We start from the raw sequence: 15055 nt of genomic DNA, 5'->3' as shown, positions 1-15055 counted from the left end.
TGTTTACGCTAGTTCGCGCCATGCTGCGGCGATACGGCCAACCTCATCCCTGGCTGCGGCGCGCTGCTTGGCGCTCTCGGCCAACATAGTCACATGGCGGGGATCGGCAATCATGGCGCCCATCTCGACCAGCACACCGTTGCGGTAAAGGCGGTATGGCTCAAGGAGGATGCGCTCATGGGTGACAGTGGCGGCATAATCAGGCTCTTCATCACTGCCAATCAGTCGCAATTCCCCCATGACAGGAGGCAGTTCGTACCACACCTCGCGGCCATCGCGCCCTGAATCGATTTCATCGCACACCTCTCTTGGCAACGGGTAGTCAGCAATGTAAACAGCCTTCCCTGTCTCATCCTTGCGATAAATTCTCATCACTCCCTCCAGCGTGGAAAACTCAGGCGATTGGGCTTTCATCTTTTATCCACCGCTCAAGCTCAGTGATCTTTTCATCCCAACGCTTGAAGGCAGCCATTGCACGCTCATCACCATCAGGCCCGGTATCTTCTACCCCAAACAGCTCTGACACAGAGCGCAGCTTGGCGATAGCCTCAATAGCCAAAATTCGCTGGGTGGCCTGACGCTCTCTTTGTTTCATCGCTGACTCCTGCATGACTGGTGAATTATGACTCGCATTTTATCACGACATCATGCCGCCAGTCCCCATCTCGTGGAGCTCCGAGAGCATCTCACTCACTGGGGTGGTATCGCTGCCGCCATCCTTCTCCAGCCGATCGGCTTCGGCCGTCAACTTGCGGGTGGCCGCTTTGATGCGCTTGGTGTCCGCCTCAATCTTGGGGCCGGTCACCTCATCGATGCGAATGGCGCTCAGGGTGCGCTCGATTGACTCGATTCGCTGGATGTTGCGGTCAAGTGCCTGCTCAGCTTTCAGGATCTTGTCATAGAGCCCAATCCGGTCGGTCATCTCGGTGGCATCGACCAGATCCTGATGCAGGTTCTTCAAGGTCTTGGTGACAGAGATAACGCGAGCCCGGGTGAATATCAGCTCGTCCCTCAGCCTCAACTCCTCGGCCTGGTCGAACAGCTCAGGCGAATCGAGGAACTGGGCGTAACCGCCATGGGTCAGCGCGGGCCGATCGCCTGGCTTCCACTTTGCGACAGGGCTCGGGTTGCCTGGGTTGCCGACGGACTCACGATTGCCCACGCCAAAGCGGCCATCTGGCTGGCGTCCCGATTTTCTTTTCGGGTTTTGGTCTGACTCGTCAGGGGTTTGCGTGGATGAGGATGACCTTTCCCCCCTTCCCTCTCCCCTCTTGGTCTGGCCTTCATTCCCCTTTGGTTGCGCACTTTGCGCAGATTGCGCAGTTTTGCGCACTTCGGATTGCGCAGGTTGCGCAGCTACGCGAGATTTATCGGGTTGTGCGGGGGATTGCCCCCGAGATTTCAAATAGCGACGCGCCGAGTTGTAGTTCAGGCCGCGGCTGTCACACCAGTCTTTTGCACTGATGCCGGTCGCTTCGTGCTCCTGCAGGAATTCTGCATTGAGCTGTGCCCAGTCGGTCTTTGCCATTTAGAGAGATAGCTCGCCTTCGACAACGGTGTCGCCGGGTACGGGCTGATGGGTTGCCGGTACCACTACGGAAACGCCGGTATTGAGAACAACCAGGGCATGACTGCCGTCATACTCCTTAACGTGAGTGATAACCCCGGTCACGGTAACGCCATTAACCACCGCATCGCTCCAGTGCATCGAGATAGTCCAGTAGGTCGGCTGTTGAGTCCCCAGAAAGACAAACCCCGCCGTTATTGGCGGGGCTCCATGTCAGCCTGGGAGTGGGTGGTGGGCAGTTCGCTGTTTGGCTTGGTGTTGTCTGGCAGCTGGCCAGAAGCAGCGCCGAAGCGAGCAGCAAAGCGCCCTTGTGGGTCACTATGGTTTTGGTCATAGCTTTCCTGCACCTCCCTTGCCCGTTCCTGCTTAAGCCAACGGCCCAGCAGGGCCGTTAGAATGTCGAGCAGTTGGAGCAAGCTGTTCATGTTATTGCTTCCTGGCTTTGTCGGCCGGCAGGTTCAGGGCCAGCTTGTCCAGGATCTTGGCGAGACCGACCAAGAAGGCATCAACCTTCCCGATAATCTCATCATCCCGGGTGGACGGGGTGATGGCCGCAATCTTGGCCAGCCCCTGAACAACCAAGGATGCGCCCCCTACCACGGCCATCAGGATGACAATCCAGTTGGCTACCACCTCAACGATGTGTTCCATACCTACCTCACAGGTTGCAAATCCGGCTCAGCCAGCCGTAGGCATTGGCCTCCTGCGACTCCTGACGCTCAGCCAGTGTGATGCAGTGGGCAATTCGAAGTGAGTTCACAGCCTCGGCAAGAAGGCGTTTGCCACCTGTACCGCGCGCCTTGACGTAACTCTCCAGCACAGAAAGAGAACGGGGCCCGATGGCCCCGTCTGCTATCACGTCTGGATAGAGTTTTTGTCGATCGTTCAACACATTCAGCAGGCGCTGGAGGTCTTTTGCTGCCCGCCCTGGACCGGAGTTGACCCCATAGTCAAACAGGTAGGTGGCCAGATCGGCATCAATCACCTCGATGGATGAGAGGCGCATCTGGTTCCAGTAAGAGGTGTAGGCCTTTACCGCCTCAGCCTTTGGGTAGTCGCGCATATGGCCGGTGTAGCCGAACTGGCGAGCAGTGGCTTGAGTCACCCCCCAGCGAGTCGGGCCGCCGCGGTCCTCTGCGCGATCAGTGAACTTGTCACCCCCCTCACGCTGGATCACCTCATCAATAACTTGCAGGCGAATACTCATCACCCTTTCCCCCCACTCATCCAGCCGGTTGCCCGGCGTTCGTAAAGCTCCAGAGCCTTCGACCCCATCAGGCCAGCCAGACCGGCCATAAAGCCACACAGCGGCAGCGGTGCGGCGATATACCAGCTCAGAAGCATGGTTAGCATCCCGGCGAAGCCTGACACCACAACCTGCAGCGCCGCCTCCGCCCAGCGGAACTGCCGCCCTTCGCGCTTCACTGTCTGTATGTAGGTCACAAGCCCTCCCCATACGCTCAGCCCGCCGAACGCCAGATAGGCGAGCATGCTGTAGTTCTGTGGATCCTTGTCAGGCGTCATCGCCCCTCCAGAAACGACAAAGCCCGCACGATGGCGGGCCGGAAATGAAAAAGGCCAGAGTCCCGGGGGAATCTGGCCATCTTTGATAGATACTAACGCTGGGGCGGTGGGGATTCAAGCAATCAGAGCTGCCAATAGAGAGCCAGCAGGCACACCCATCACTCTTTGTTATGGCATGAGCTTATATCGCCAATCGCGGCAACCATCTGCGAATCTCCATCTGCAACAACTACAGACTCACAATGACCATCCCCTTGCAGCACCAGCGACATTGGCAGCCCTCGCTCATAGCTCTTGGTCGGAACGATTGATGTTATAAAACCGCCTTGATCTCTGGTCAGCTCTATCGATGCCCACTCGTTGAGAGTGATTGGATTGTTTTTCTCTGTGAAAACAGGGAATGACACACCATTGAGCTTTGAGTCATCTTCAATCAGCTCTGCGCCATAGATGCGCTCAACGGTGTGTACCGAGCCATCAGCAGGGTTGACGATCTCATCACCCTCCTTCAATGACTTTGCCGCGATATAGCCAAGACCAAGGCTACTTCCGTATATGAAACGTATAAATGCCATGATTACCCTCTAAAAAGTTATTCATCATCGTAATGTCCGGTGGGTATGTAAGGTGTCGGACGATGCTTGTCGATAAATTCGGTGTACCCTGGAGTTGGGTATGTCGGAGGCGGTGACACCTCAATCCAGTGAGCGTACTTGTCGGCAGCCAGTCCGGCAGCATGGTCAAGCATACAGTGAACCAAGCTGCCGCCAAACTCCCGCGCGAGCGTGAGTTCTTTGATAACCTCCTTGGCAAACACCTCGGCATCAACGACTTCCAGCTTGCGCATCCCATGACTGCCGGTGGCGAGTGCGTTGGCGAGCGTATTCACCCCAACCGAGATCCGCAACTGACCATCGATGCACTCAACAACCAACTCCTGGTGTGTGCTTTGCTGTTCCATATCCCGCCTCCCCCTACGCAGCCCGCATCTGGCGCACTTGCCGGTCCATAATCTTGGACAGGTCAGAGGCTTGGTGTATCACCTCATCAACTAGCCGCTCTACGCGCTGGCGCATCTCCTGCCCGAACCGGCGTGACACCATATCAGCATGCGGCACGACTCGCCCGGTACCGTGGCACTTGGGGCACTCGTCCCCCTTGCGGGGGCGGATCCCGGTCCCCTTGCAGTGCGGGCAGCGGCCGGATTGCAGCATCTCGGCGACACAGTGGTCGTGGGCGAGAGACAAGATCCCGTTACGCTCAGCCAGCAGGCGCTGATATTCGTGGTCATTACCGGCCCGGTGGGCACGCTTGGCCTTCTCCATCACCACGGCGGCGCGGCGGCGCTCCTTGTCGTAATGGGGGTGAGACAGCACCAGTCTGTCCAGCTGCTCAGGCAGCGGGCGGCGCAGCAGGATAGCCAGCGCCATGCCACCGGCCTCGGCATTGCCTATCTCCCCCTCAAAATGCGCTGCCAGCTCAGAGATGGCGGAAGCGTCGAGCTGGTGATCGGCCATCAGGAACTGGAGCCCCTGCGGGTTGTTTTTGGCGGCCACCTGCAGGGCGCCGATAAAATCATCCCGCCCCAGGGCGTTGAAGTTGCTGGAGGTTGGCTCATGGAGCGCCCCCTTTGGTGAGAACAGGCGCAGTGCCATTTCCAGTGAATTACTCATGGGTTGGTCCTCGTTTGGTCTTGGTCCTGATTGAAAGCGGTGAGCAGCCATGCACGCAGCTGGCCGGATTTGATGTGCTCTGGCGTGGCCTCGATGACAGTCCAACCCAATAAGCGGGCCTCGTTCATCTTGGCGCGGTCCTCTATGAACCCTTTGCCGCGAGTGTGGCGCCCACCGGAGTGGATACCACCGTGGATCTCGACGGCGATCATGCGGGTGGGCCAGGCATAATCGAGACGCCAGCGGCGCTTGGGGTGAAATACCAGCTCGGTGGCAGGGTCAGGGAAGCCGACCAGCTGGGCCATCACCTTGCCGTGCAGCTCATCCACCTGCTTGGATTTCTTGGCTTGGTTCGCTACCGCCTTGGCTTTCGGGTGTTTATCCAGCAGGCGGGCTGCGTCGATGGCAGAGAGACGGATCACAGGTGTGCGCTCCATTTCTCTAACGCCCCGATGATCACCAGATCAGTTATCACCGGCAAAACCAGGCTCCAGTATGACCAGTCGGCGCCAAACTGAAATTTCATCATCCAGTAAACGATTGCAGTGATCATGCCGCCCCCTTCACACTAACAAGCCCGCGCACCACCCAGCTGTGCAGCTGACGTGTCAGGGCGCTATAGGTGACCTCTTCACGCTCCCCGGGCTGCCAGTCGTAGGCGATACGGCCATCAATGGCGTCATGGCAAGCGCAGCACGCCTCAACAGCCACCAAATCATCCCCCTTGAGTGCCATTCCATGCGGAGCGCTGGGCAGATGGGCTAGCACGGTGGTTTCAGTGCCACCGATACAGACCCCGGCGAGCTGGATCTTGCAGATCTGGCCGCGAGCGCCATCGCGCAGATCGCCAGAGCGGATTGGGCTGGTCTCGAATCTCATCCGGCAAACCCCATCAGCTGGGAGCAGGCGTTCTCAGCCTCCTCCTCGGTGGCAAACTGCTTGCTCAGCACATAGCGCCAGCAGACCCCGAACACAGCCCGGTACAGGTCGGAGAACTCAGCCTGCTCCATCTTGGCGAAGCTGACGCTCTTGGCCTCCTTGCGCATACCACCATCCGGCAGCATCACCACGGTGAAATAACCTGCCTCAACGGTGAGCCACTTGCGCATCACCTCAAACGACTTCTCAGCCTGGGGGCCGTGGCGCTCGATGCGGCTGCTGGCCAACTGGTCGATAAACTCATCCTTGGCTTTGTCCAGCACGCTGCCTGCGCCAAACTGGGCGAGGTAGCGAACGAATCGGGACAGGATCCCCTGCTCGGCTGGCGATACCATGCCGCCAGTTGGCTCCCAGTAATCGAAAGTCAGGTTGAGCAGAGCGAAGAAACGGCGGTGAAACGCCAGATTTCGGCGCCCCTTTCCCTTGGCCAGGATGGTGGTACCGATCGGCATAAGCTTGATGGCTTCGGCGTCGGCCGGAGTGGACGGGGCGAGCACCCCGCCTGACATTTTCAGAAGGGTAAGCTCCATGGTTATGCTGCCTCCTCACCGATCAGGTTCAAGCACAGCTGTAGCTTGGCATGGATAGCTGCCTGCTCCTGGCTCAGCGCATGCTTCTCGATACGGCGGCGGGCCAGACCTTGCCCATGCAGAGTGCCGTTGGCAACAGATACAGCCTCTCTGCGGGTGAAGTCGTGCTGCCAGCTGGTCAGCTCATGGGTGGTGCGGATCTGCTCAGCCATCCAGTTGAAGGCAAGGATATAGAGCTCCTTGAACTGGGCAGCCTGCTTGCCTGTGAAGCCCATCACCAGGAATGCCATTCCATCTTTGGTGATGAGGTATTCAGGTCGAGCCTCCCCTTTCCCATCGCGATACTCAACCAACGCAAAATTGCGCTCGTTGAAGCTGGCGCTGCACTCAAGATTGGAGATGGCGCGCATAACATCGGAGTGCCGCTTACCAAACAGCTCAGCGACCTTGCGGGAGGTTGTGAACGCCTCACCGTGTTTGGCGATCACCAGCTCACGGAATTGGGCCTCTTGGGTTTTGCTCAGGTTGCTCATCCTCACCCCCGCTTGGCTTTGTTGCGGCGCTTGGCTGCGGCACGCTGGCGTTTTGCGGCCCTGTCATTGCGCGGGTTGGGGTGGCAGTATGAGTAGCCGGCGCGAAATACCGGGATGCTATCGGATAGGATTTCATCACCAAGGCTCACGGTGCGAACAACATCCGATGTGGATAGCTTGAATCCGAGGAAGTTTGTCATGCTGCCACCGCCTTAGCCGCAACGGCTTCCGCAGTGGGGAACGGAGAGAGGCTGTAATGCCAAACCTGCTTGCTGTCGATGGTCTGGCAGGTGGAGTGTTTTACCCAGCCGTGGCAGCAGACTTCGCGCAGGCGGGCGCTGATGGCGGCTTGGGTGTCGGCGTGGCCGAAGCGGTTCCAGCACTCGCGCTCGATTTCGCGCAGGGTGCGGGCTTTTCCGTCGCGCATTATCGCGATGACGCGCCCCAGCTGGGTCGCAACGGATAGATCTCGGGTATTCGATTTTGCGGTCATGGTCGGGTCCTTTTGGTCAAACAGCCGGGTGGTCTAAGTCCGGCATGAACATGTTACGGCGCGATATACCGGTTGTCACTGGTTGGCAAGGCCCTCCCCACAAAAGTTATCCACAGCTCCATTTGCAACACCGCCTCTCAACACCAGTACTGGCGCGCCTCTCAGCCGTTCGGCCTCCTCCGCAACTTGCTCAGGCGTCGTGTCGAGCACCAGCCAGTGCCCTGCCCCGCGCTGGCAATCGGTGTGTCCCAGCACGGAGATCTCGTCTGCCACTTCGAGCAGCACCCGCTCCCCGCACCATCCACGAATGGCCGGATAGACCACCACCCGGCAAAACTTCGCGGCCTTGACCGCGGCGATCACGTCAAGATTGAACATTGGCCATCCCTCCACGCTTGAACAGGGCCTTGAGGCTTTCCACGCCGCGCTGGCCGGTTTGCTGGTAATACTCCGGGCTGTGCTGGATCTGCTCACGCGTTGGCAGCCCTTTGCGCACCTCCGCCCCAAGATCCTCTCCGGCAACGACCCGGCGCAGCAGCTGGGCGTATGCCTGCTCGAACACAGGGCGGTAATCATCCAGGCTGAGCGTTTGGCGTTCCCAGCTCGTCGCCTTGGCGGCCAACTCCACTGCGGGATGGGTAAACCGGCGGGTTCTGACCTCGACCAGGGCCGCGTCCACTGTCGGTAGGCCCAGCGACTCCGGCGTGATCTCGCACCACTTGATAAACATCCCTGGCCCAGGGAAGAACGGGATCTCCTGAGAGCGAGCAACCCGCATCCCCTGACTCAGCTGATCACGGCTGGTGCAGTTGGCCTCAACCAGCGCAACCGTCCACTCCCGCAGAGCCCGTTCCTGCATCTCGAGCGTGGGAAATGACCGCTGCCAGGCAGGGAAAATCACCTTGAGCTGCTCAATCAGCTTGCTCACGACCTGGGTGTCGCGCTCGGTAACCACGGCAGCCACTTGGCGCACTGGCGTGATAGGTAACTCACTCGGCATGCCAGCCAGGACTTCGCTTAACGGTCTCATGGTCATCAGTACCCCTCCTGAATCATCTGGTTGAGCTTGTCGGCGGTCATGGTCTTGGTCAGATCCCACTCCTCGCCACGCGCCGGCTGGCGCACCACACCAGCACGCTTGGCAGTGAGCTTGTCCCACTGCTTGCGCAGGGTCTTGGGGCATAGCACGTTGGCTGACCAGAACGGGTCCAGGTTGGCCCACTTGAACAGCGAGCAGATATCGTGATGGGTGTATCCAAGCTGGGTTCGCATCAGGCGGATATCGTTCGCCCACTGCGCCCAGTTGGGGGCCTTGGCCGTTGGGTTCACCACAAGCACCCTGCTGTGGATGTATTCAGCGCAGGTCAGGTCATCTTGAGTGCCCCAGAATTTCCCGCTCGGGGTCTGGATGGCAGCATCTGGCCGGATCTTCTCGACAGCGGCAGAAACCGACTCAACAGCTCCGGCGTCGGGGAGCGCGTCAGCGTTCTTCGACGAAGAGGTTTTTATATTGTCTTGGGTAAGACTGTCTTGGGTGTTGGGTGTTTTCACCTGATTTGAAATGTCAAAACGCCCATCATTTTGGGTAGAATTGCCCGGTTTTTTGGTGAAATTGCCAATACCCTTTTGGGTCTTTTCTCTGGCGTATACCCACTCACTGATCACCTTGTTTACGCCTACAATTTTCATATGGCCAAGCTTCTCAAGAGTGATAATGCGACGTCGAGCCAACACAAGAAGGGCCTTGTTTACATCGGACGGGTCCATGTCGCACAGGTCCGCCAAATAGGTGTTTGTGAGGCGGTCGCGCTTCTTGTTCCAGCCATAGGTGGAGTAGATAACCGCATCAAGGACATTGAGCTCTCTCCCTGCCATGCGCAGCTTGCACTTGGCCTTCTGGATCTCATTCGCCGTGCGGGTATACCCATCATCAAGGTCAGCCACACGAACCTCCTTCTGGGTGGTTTGAGGGGCACTAGCCCCCGGGAATTTGATAACGGTGTTCATGCTGCCTCCACCAGTGCCTGAATGATCCGCTTGCCTGCCAGGGGCGGAACGGCATTGCCAGCCATGTGAACAGTCAGCCGGTGGTTGTCTGGGCGCTTGATATCGCGCGGAAAGCTCATTGCCAGCAGGTTTTCTTCTGCCGTGAGCATCCGCATACGGTCGCCGTCCACTACAGCCCAGCGATCTCGGGTGGTGATGGTGCCAATTGGCCGATCAATGCTGCGCCCGGTACGGGTGTTGCCGTAGTAGCTCATCACGAACCGGTCGCCGTGGACCGACCTACCGTTTGCAACTCGCTCCAGCGTTGCTTCCGCCCGCCCCGGCTTGGCTATTGGTGACCAGCGCCCAGCGTTGAAGTCAATGAACTGCGACGCCGGAACATGGTCCAACTTCGGCAGGTTCAGGATTAATGGGTTTGCTGAACGAGTGCAGACGATAAACATGCGGATACGCTCTTGTGGCACCCCGAGATCGGCGCAATTGACCACATGCGGCGCCAAGGAATAACCCAGCGCCTGCATGGCTGCCGCCCATGCCGGATACAGCGACCAATCAAGGAACTCGGGCACGTTCTCGACTATGGCGGCTTGCGGCCGGTGAAACTCAAGGGCAGACACCACGGCCCATGCAGTGGAGCGACTGGCATCGTGCTGCGGGTTTCCGTTTGCCTTGCCTCGCGCTTTGCTGTGCCCCTGGCAGCATGGGGATGCGAGCAGCAGATCATGGCTTGGCACCTGCGTCCAGTCGGCTTGATGCAGGTCTTGGCAGATATGCTGGGTATCCGGGTGGTTCTCGCTGTGCCAGTGAACAGCTTCCTGCCAGTGATTGGCTGCCCATAGCACTTCGCAACCAGCCATAACAGCACCGGTAGACCAGCCACCAAGGCCAGCGAAAAGGTCGATTGCTTTCATGCCGCCACCTCCTGCTCGGTGTATTCACATCCCGGGCATTCAAATGAGCGGTCATCGTTACCGGTGCGCAGCTCGCTGCCACACATTGGGCAGTGATCCAGATCGGCACAAAGGAGAGCGGCCCCATGGGCCTTGGGTTCAATGGTCATTTTTGAGGTCCTGATTAACAGCCTGGTGGTGAGTCAGGCCGTGATTAGCGTGTTTATGCGCAGGCTTGTTGCTCGGCGCGCTCGATTTTGCGGGCCATCAACTCCCGGGAGAGTCGAACGGCTGTCTTGTCGGTACCGGCAGCGTGCGCAGTCGGGATCAGCGAGGTGTCCAGCTCGAGCGACAACTCATGGATAACGGATTTCAGAATAATGTTGTCCCGTTCGCTGACGTGCTGGGCTGCGGGGCGTGGCGGTCTGGCGTTGATAGTCATTGCAGTTATCTCCCTAAAACGAAATTGATCAGGCCGATGAGCTTTTGCACCGGCTTCTTGGGGCGCTCCTCGTCATAGATGGCCTCATCTTGCGGCGAGAAGGTCAGCAGACCGCGCTCTGGCAGGCCATCCCCTTTCAGGATCTCCTCGACAGTGACGGGCGGGTAACCCTGTTCGATCAGGCTCCGATTGGCCCGTTTGACGGCTCTCGCCAGGATCTGGGGCTCATGCTTTGATATGGAATTGAGCAGCATAAGCAGCGAGGTGCGGGCAAATGCGGTTTCAGTCATGCCGACTTCGGCACCGACTTCCTGCCACACTTGTCGGTGGCCGACAGTGCCGCGCACCCGCAAGGGTGACAGGGTGTCCATTTTTTCGTGATCAGACAGGGCTGGTCTTCCCATGGTCAGGGTCCTCTGGTGGTTGGGGTAAGGCTGGCCGTTGGTCAGGCGGCCTGCTGGGTTTCCGTTTGCTCCGGGCGGTAATCCTCAAGGCAGAAATCAAGTTTGCCGCCGGAGGCGAAGTGGATGCGCGTGGCATACTTGGCCGGGATGATTTCGGGCCATTCGGATACGGTGCTTTTGGTCACGCCAACGGCTCGCGCCATGGCGTTACTGCCGCCAAAAAACTGGATGGCTTGGTCTTTCTTCATTGGTCGGGGTCCTTTTATGGATACTGGTAATACAGAACTCATTTTGGTTCGCTTTTCCGAACAAGTCAACCATCGGCATAGCGCACAAGAAATAGGACAAAATGAGGAAGTGTTTTTTTATTCGAACGAGTGCGACATGACCTCTTTCAGAGATCGACTGAAATACATGCTCAATGAGCGCGGCTGGAACCAGGCCGATCTGGTGCGCAAGTCAGGCGTGAGCAAAGCGGTGATATCCGTTCTGCTGTCTGACCCGCTCAAGGATTTGCGCGTCAGCAGCCTGCTCTCCATTGCCAAAGCGCTCGGATGCGACCCGCTATGGCTCTATACCGGTAAAGAGAGCGGCACTTATGTAGCAGACACGCACCTCGGCAAAGTGGCGGTATGGGAAATGTCAGACCTCACAGAGCACCCAACCGATGCCCTGCACACCCTTGATGGGCGCGGCACCATATACAGTGATTACGATGGCCAGCTGATCGGCATCATTGCCAACGATGACAACCTCGCTGGCTCAGGCATCAAGAGCGGCGACATCTGCGTTATTGATCTGGCCGACCGGACGCCACGCCATAACGACGTGGTGCTGGCGAGGATAGTCAGCAGCGAGCAGGATCGGCTGCTTAAGGCGCTCGACGGCCTCTCTGGCATTACACTGGTAACCGATGATCAGCGCCTTGGAGTGGTGCCCATCAAGGACGCCATTATCTTCGGCCGCATGGTCGAACTGCGCCGCAACACGAAAGAGTAACTGCACCAACCTCAATCAAGCCCGCATCGCGCGGGCTTTTTTGTGCCCACCACTTGGCAGCTACATCACCTACTAAAAAAATAGTTCGTAAAACCGAACATTTTCTATTGACGCAAGTGTTCGGGAATATTAACCTTTGCCTTGTTCGGTAAAGCAATCGAACAACCAAGACCGATAACAGCAAGGGGCAGCGTGGAAGGCGGCCAATCGTGGTGAGGGTCTTGGGTAATGCCACACGAACGGTGAGAGCCCGGGCCGGAGACGTAACCGGCAAACCTCCGGATCTGGCGGAGTAAAAGACCAGTAAAGAATTGAGTGCAACCCGGCAATCAGGACCCAGCCCCTAACCAGGGCAGAAGTGAAAAGCGCCTGACCAGCGCGTAAGAACGACAAAGCCCGCACAGGGCGGGCTTTGAAGGGCGGGAGACCATCCCGCCAGACGCCAGGGGACCACCCCAGCAATCAGGACCCCAACCAGTTGACCCGGTGGGAATTAGCGAGGACCTACTCGCCAACAGGAGTAAATGTACCATGACCAAGAGCATTTTTTCCAGAGCCGCGCATCACGCAGACCAGATCCTCTTCGCCATCGCTGACAAGTTCAATGGCAATGCCGCACGCCGCCGAACCATCAAGCAGCGCTTGACCGTTGCCATGATGCAGACCGAGCGGCACCGAATTGTGGCGGCCCGCGCAGCCCAGCGCCGCACCACAGGCTTTACCAAGCACAGCGCCCTCCTCCACTGGCGCGCCGAGTTCCACCGCAACGCCATCTGACCCGGGTCTGGCGCTTCCCTCATAGCGCCGTAGCCAAAGCCCATTTCAACAAGTGCCACAAGTGCGCTTTGGCTATCTGCAACCTCTTTTTGCCAAAAGAAGCAGCGTTGCACCGCTCTTTAACAACTCGGAACCGGCTCACAACCACGAATCCCGATGCCGGTAGGGATGCGCCGATAACCCGTCAATTCGGAAAGCGGTGCGTGAACGTGAACGATTTATCACTCGACTATTGCGACCTCAACACAACAGGGAGTGCGAACGATGTGACCGACAGCCGTTAGAAGCGGCCAATCCATGCGCCAGTAGTGATGGCGCCCCGAGTTCCCTTCGTGGGAAGCCAGCTTTGCATCTGGTGAGGGTCAACAAGCTAAGTGGCATGGGTAGAGCAGTCCACAACTCTGGGGTGGACACCTGTTATCGGCCGCGGGAGCGCGACACACGAACGGCTGACCAGACAGCGCCGGATAACGTAACCGGCAGGCCCGCTGGCAACAGCGGGTATCCCAAGGCGGCTCCGGTGGAGCTGGCAACAACATGGCGTCGAAGCTGTGGCCGCCTTTGGATAACCAAGATGACCCCGACCATGAAAAATCTGACCGAAGCCCAGGTGATGGGCTTTCGCGGCTCCATGCCGCCCCGTACTGAACACCGCTACAGCGTGAGCGTCGAACCCAGCGCAGCAGAACGCCGCGCCATCGAGGAGTACCACGAAAAGCGCGCCCTGCGACATGAGCTAGAGCTGTAGTCTCGAAAGTTGAATATACGCTCCTTATGCAAGGGGCCGCAGATTGACCACCAGAGGACCAACCCCCATGAATGCACCAGCAAAAACCGAGATCGCCGAGCAGGTGATTGAAACCTTCATCCCTGTCGCGCCTTGCATGTATAGCGACATCCCGAGCGATGTTTACCACGGCAGCGCGGGCGAATCGAAAAGCAGCCTGGATCTGGCGCTGATATCCGGCCAGCACTACCGCTACTACAAGATTGACGGCAACCAGCAGAAAGAAACTGTGCCGTTCCGCGAAGGCAAGATCCTGCACAAGATTGTGTTGGAGTTTGGCGACTTCGAAAGCGAATACGCCATCGAGCCGGTGTGGCCGGAAGATGCCTTTGTTGGTGCAGACCAGATGAAGGCGGCCATCGAAGAGTACAACGCCGGTCTCGAGAAGCGCCCAGAGCTGCAGGAGCTGGCTGATGCCATTGAGGCGTACAACGCCAAGTTGACCCCACCCATCGAGCTTGGATCCACGGTGGGCGATGCCGAGGCAGCATACTGCCAGCTCCCTGAGAGCTTCCAGACCATCGGCGAAGATGACAAGCGCACAGCTACAGCGCTCAAGGCATGCGTCAAAGCCTACAACGATACGCTGACCAAGCCACTCAAGAGCAAGGGCAGCTATCAGGCCGTGCTCGAGAACTACGCCAAGATTGGCGCCAAAGAGCTGGAGCGAGCAGAGCGCATTGCCACGCTGCCGGATCCCCTCCCACTCAGCGGCACCAAAGCGGAAATGGCAGAGCGGATCCGCACCTTCAATCCTGACGCGAAATTCCTCGACGAGCTGAAAGAGCAGTTCCGCGAGCAAGCTGGCGACAAGGTGATCGTGACCAATAACGAATACATCCACGCCCTGCGCTACCGCGAAGCTGTCCTGAATCATCCGGAGGCAGCCGTGCTGCTGGATGAGGGCGAGGCTGAGACCAGTATCTACTGGAACCACCCAGAAACCGGTGAGCTGCTGAAATGCCGGCCTGACTGGAAACGCCCGGATCATGTGCTGGTTGACCTGAAATTTGTGCGCAACGCCAGCGAAGCGGCATTTGCCCGCGATGGCTCGGCCCACAACTACCACATTCAGGACGCCCACTACACCGACGGCTATGAAGCGGTAACCGGACACCCGGCCAGCTTCGTGTTTATCGCGGTGGAGAAGGACGGCCCCCTTGGTCATGACGTCTACAAGCCCATCATGGTCGGCGTCTACTTCTACGGGCAGGAGGATCGGCGCCGCGGCCTTGAGCTGCGCGATATGGTAGTGCGCAACATCGTCACCTGGCGCAAGGCTAATTACTACCCGGGCCACGATGGCATGGGCGAAATCAACGTGCCTCAGTACCAGGCGGCAGCAGAACGCCACCGCATCAACAACGAAGAGCCATTCACCCCCACCGTGATCAGTCATGAGCCGGTGGCCGAAGAACTCCCAGACAGCCTCTTCTAAGGAACATCGACATGGAAAATACAGTAGCAACCCAGAGCGCGGCCCCTGTGTT

30 protein-coding genes are annotated in these 15055 nt (G+C 58.3%); 4 read left to right on the top strand and 26 right to left on the bottom strand.

What is annotated here, in order from left to right; translation table 11 throughout:
• Positions 1-3 precede the first annotated feature (3 nt).
• The 26 genes from BN1139_RS01890 to BN1139_RS01775 form a co-directional block, all read right to left on the bottom strand.
• Positions 4-372, bottom strand: a complete 369-nt coding sequence (locus BN1139_RS01890) for a hypothetical protein (RefSeq protein WP_041980010.1) — start codon at positions 370-372, stop codon at positions 4-6.
• A 22-nt stretch (positions 373-394) separates the two neighbouring features.
• Entirely contained in the window at positions 395-595 is a 201-nt protein-coding gene (locus tag BN1139_RS01885) for a DUF6835 domain-containing protein (protein ID WP_041980008.1), read from the bottom strand.
• Positions 596-637: 42 nt separating this feature from the next.
• On the bottom strand, positions 638-1528 hold the full coding sequence (locus BN1139_RS01880; protein ID WP_041980006.1) for a hypothetical protein: 891 nt from the start codon (positions 1526-1528) through the stop codon (positions 638-640).
• Positions 1529-1690, bottom strand: coding sequence for a hypothetical protein (locus tag BN1139_RS01875; RefSeq protein ID WP_236396332.1), 162 nt, complete (start codon positions 1688-1690; stop codon positions 1529-1531).
• 71 nt (positions 1691-1761) lie between these two features.
• On the bottom strand, positions 1762-1992 hold the full coding sequence (locus BN1139_RS01870) for a hypothetical protein (protein ID WP_041980002.1): 231 nt from the start codon (positions 1990-1992) through the stop codon (positions 1762-1764).
• Between the two features lies 1 nt (position 1993).
• Positions 1994-2218, bottom strand: a complete 225-nt coding sequence (locus BN1139_RS01865; protein ID WP_041980000.1) for a hypothetical protein — start codon at positions 2216-2218, stop codon at positions 1994-1996.
• A gap of 7 nt (positions 2219-2225) precedes the next feature.
• The gene (locus tag BN1139_RS01860) at positions 2226-2774 is read right to left on the bottom strand and encodes a glycoside hydrolase family 108 protein (RefSeq protein WP_041979998.1); all 549 of its coding nucleotides are present in this window, start codon (positions 2772-2774) and stop codon (positions 2226-2228) included.
• Positions 2774-3091, bottom strand: coding sequence for a phage holin family protein (locus BN1139_RS01855; protein ID WP_041979996.1), 318 nt, complete (start codon positions 3089-3091; stop codon positions 2774-2776). The genes BN1139_RS01860 and BN1139_RS01855 overlap by 1 nt, the downstream gene beginning before the upstream one ends.
• 158 nt (positions 3092-3249) lie before the next feature.
• Positions 3250-3666 (bottom strand): hypothetical protein, encoded by a 417-nt coding sequence (locus BN1139_RS01850; RefSeq protein ID WP_041979994.1) that lies wholly within the window; start codon positions 3664-3666, stop codon positions 3250-3252.
• A gap of 17 nt (positions 3667-3683) precedes the next feature.
• A complete protein-coding gene (locus BN1139_RS01845) occupies positions 3684-4052 on the bottom strand; it encodes a hypothetical protein (RefSeq protein WP_041979992.1) in 369 nt (122 codons plus the stop codon).
• Positions 4053-4065: 13 nt separating this feature from the next.
• Positions 4066-4764, bottom strand: a complete 699-nt coding sequence (locus BN1139_RS01840; RefSeq protein ID WP_041979990.1) for a TIGR02642 family protein — start codon at positions 4762-4764, stop codon at positions 4066-4068.
• On the bottom strand, positions 4761-5201 hold the full coding sequence (locus BN1139_RS01835) for a hypothetical protein (protein WP_238325690.1): 441 nt from the start codon (positions 5199-5201) through the stop codon (positions 4761-4763). The genes BN1139_RS01840 and BN1139_RS01835 overlap by 4 nt, the downstream gene beginning before the upstream one ends.
• Entirely contained in the window at positions 5183-5317 is a 135-nt protein-coding gene (locus BN1139_RS21840; RefSeq protein ID WP_256689442.1) for a hypothetical protein, read from the bottom strand. The genes BN1139_RS01835 and BN1139_RS21840 overlap by 19 nt, the downstream gene beginning before the upstream one ends.
• Positions 5314-5643 carry a nuclease domain-containing protein gene (locus tag BN1139_RS01830; protein ID WP_041979986.1) on the bottom strand — a complete coding sequence of 110 codons (330 nt, stop codon included), beginning with the start codon at positions 5641-5643 and terminating at the stop codon, positions 5314-5316. The genes BN1139_RS21840 and BN1139_RS01830 overlap by 4 nt, the downstream gene beginning before the upstream one ends.
• On the bottom strand, positions 5640-6233 hold the full coding sequence (locus tag BN1139_RS01825) for a DUF1367 family protein (protein WP_041979984.1): 594 nt from the start codon (positions 6231-6233) through the stop codon (positions 5640-5642). Before BN1139_RS01825 ends, BN1139_RS01830 begins: the two co-directional genes overlap by 4 nt.
• A 2-nt stretch (positions 6234-6235) precedes the next feature.
• On the bottom strand, positions 6236-6766 hold the full coding sequence (locus tag BN1139_RS01820; RefSeq protein ID WP_052449560.1) for a Rha family transcriptional regulator: 531 nt from the start codon (positions 6764-6766) through the stop codon (positions 6236-6238).
• A gap of 2 nt (positions 6767-6768) precedes the next feature.
• Entirely contained in the window at positions 6769-6966 is a 198-nt protein-coding gene (locus BN1139_RS01815; RefSeq protein ID WP_041979982.1) for a hypothetical protein, read from the bottom strand.
• A complete protein-coding gene (locus BN1139_RS01810; RefSeq protein ID WP_041979980.1) occupies positions 6963-7259 on the bottom strand; it encodes a hypothetical protein in 297 nt (98 codons plus the stop codon). The genes BN1139_RS01815 and BN1139_RS01810 overlap by 4 nt, the downstream gene beginning before the upstream one ends.
• Before the next feature lie 75 nt (positions 7260-7334).
• Complete coding sequence (locus BN1139_RS01805) at positions 7335-7637, bottom strand: hypothetical protein (RefSeq protein WP_041979978.1); 303 nt, start codon at positions 7635-7637, stop codon at positions 7335-7337.
• Positions 7624-8295, bottom strand: a complete 672-nt coding sequence (locus BN1139_RS01800; protein ID WP_052449559.1) for a replication protein P — start codon at positions 8293-8295, stop codon at positions 7624-7626. The genes BN1139_RS01805 and BN1139_RS01800 overlap by 14 nt, the downstream gene beginning before the upstream one ends.
• Positions 8295-9266 (bottom strand): replication protein, encoded by a 972-nt coding sequence (locus BN1139_RS01795; protein ID WP_052449558.1) that lies wholly within the window; start codon positions 9264-9266, stop codon positions 8295-8297. The genes BN1139_RS01800 and BN1139_RS01795 overlap by 1 nt, the downstream gene beginning before the upstream one ends.
• Positions 9263-10177: a DNA cytosine methyltransferase gene (locus tag BN1139_RS01790; RefSeq protein WP_041979977.1), complete on the bottom strand. Its 915-nt coding sequence runs from the start codon at positions 10175-10177 to the stop codon at positions 9263-9265. The genes BN1139_RS01795 and BN1139_RS01790 overlap by 4 nt, the downstream gene beginning before the upstream one ends.
• Entirely contained in the window at positions 10174-10326 is a 153-nt protein-coding gene (locus BN1139_RS21595) for a hypothetical protein (RefSeq protein ID WP_178378289.1), read from the bottom strand. The genes BN1139_RS01790 and BN1139_RS21595 overlap by 4 nt, the downstream gene beginning before the upstream one ends.
• 53 nt (positions 10327-10379) lie before the next feature.
• Positions 10380-10598: a hypothetical protein gene (locus tag BN1139_RS01785; protein WP_041979975.1), complete on the bottom strand. Its 219-nt coding sequence runs from the start codon at positions 10596-10598 to the stop codon at positions 10380-10382.
• Positions 10599-10603: 5 nt separating this feature from the next.
• Complete coding sequence (locus tag BN1139_RS01780; RefSeq protein WP_041979973.1) at positions 10604-11002, bottom strand: hypothetical protein; 399 nt, start codon at positions 11000-11002, stop codon at positions 10604-10606.
• A gap of 41 nt (positions 11003-11043) precedes the next feature.
• Positions 11044-11250, bottom strand: a complete 207-nt coding sequence (locus BN1139_RS01775; RefSeq protein ID WP_041979972.1) for a Cro/CI family transcriptional regulator — start codon at positions 11248-11250, stop codon at positions 11044-11046.
• A 16-nt stretch (positions 11251-11266) separates the two neighbouring features.
• Between BN1139_RS01775 and BN1139_RS01770 the strand changes: the two genes are divergently transcribed.
• The 4 genes from BN1139_RS01770 (at position 11267) to BN1139_RS01760 (ending at position 15003) form a co-directional block, all read left to right on the top strand.
• Positions 11267-12001 (top strand): helix-turn-helix domain-containing protein, encoded by a 735-nt coding sequence (locus BN1139_RS01770; protein WP_238325689.1) that lies wholly within the window; start codon positions 11267-11269, stop codon positions 11999-12001.
• 531 nt (positions 12002-12532) lie between these two features.
• Complete coding sequence (locus BN1139_RS01765; protein WP_041979967.1) at positions 12533-12778, top strand: hypothetical protein; 246 nt, start codon at positions 12533-12535, stop codon at positions 12776-12778.
• Positions 12779-13364: 586 nt separating this feature from the next.
• A complete protein-coding gene (locus BN1139_RS21590) occupies positions 13365-13526 on the top strand; it encodes a hypothetical protein (RefSeq protein ID WP_143231916.1) in 162 nt (53 codons plus the stop codon).
• A 67-nt stretch (positions 13527-13593) separates the two neighbouring features.
• Positions 13594-15003 carry a PD-(D/E)XK nuclease-like domain-containing protein gene (locus BN1139_RS01760; RefSeq protein WP_041979965.1) on the top strand — a complete coding sequence of 470 codons (1410 nt, stop codon included), beginning with the start codon at positions 13594-13596 and terminating at the stop codon, positions 15001-15003.
• Positions 15004-15055: the final 52 nt, after the last annotated feature.

Source organism: Aeromonas veronii bv. veronii (genome assembly GCF_000820225.1).
Lineage (GTDB): Bacteria > Pseudomonadota > Gammaproteobacteria > Enterobacterales > Aeromonadaceae > Aeromonas > Aeromonas veronii.
Note: the sequence above shows the minus strand (reverse complement) of the source record. Positions and strands in the feature narration are given on the sequence as shown.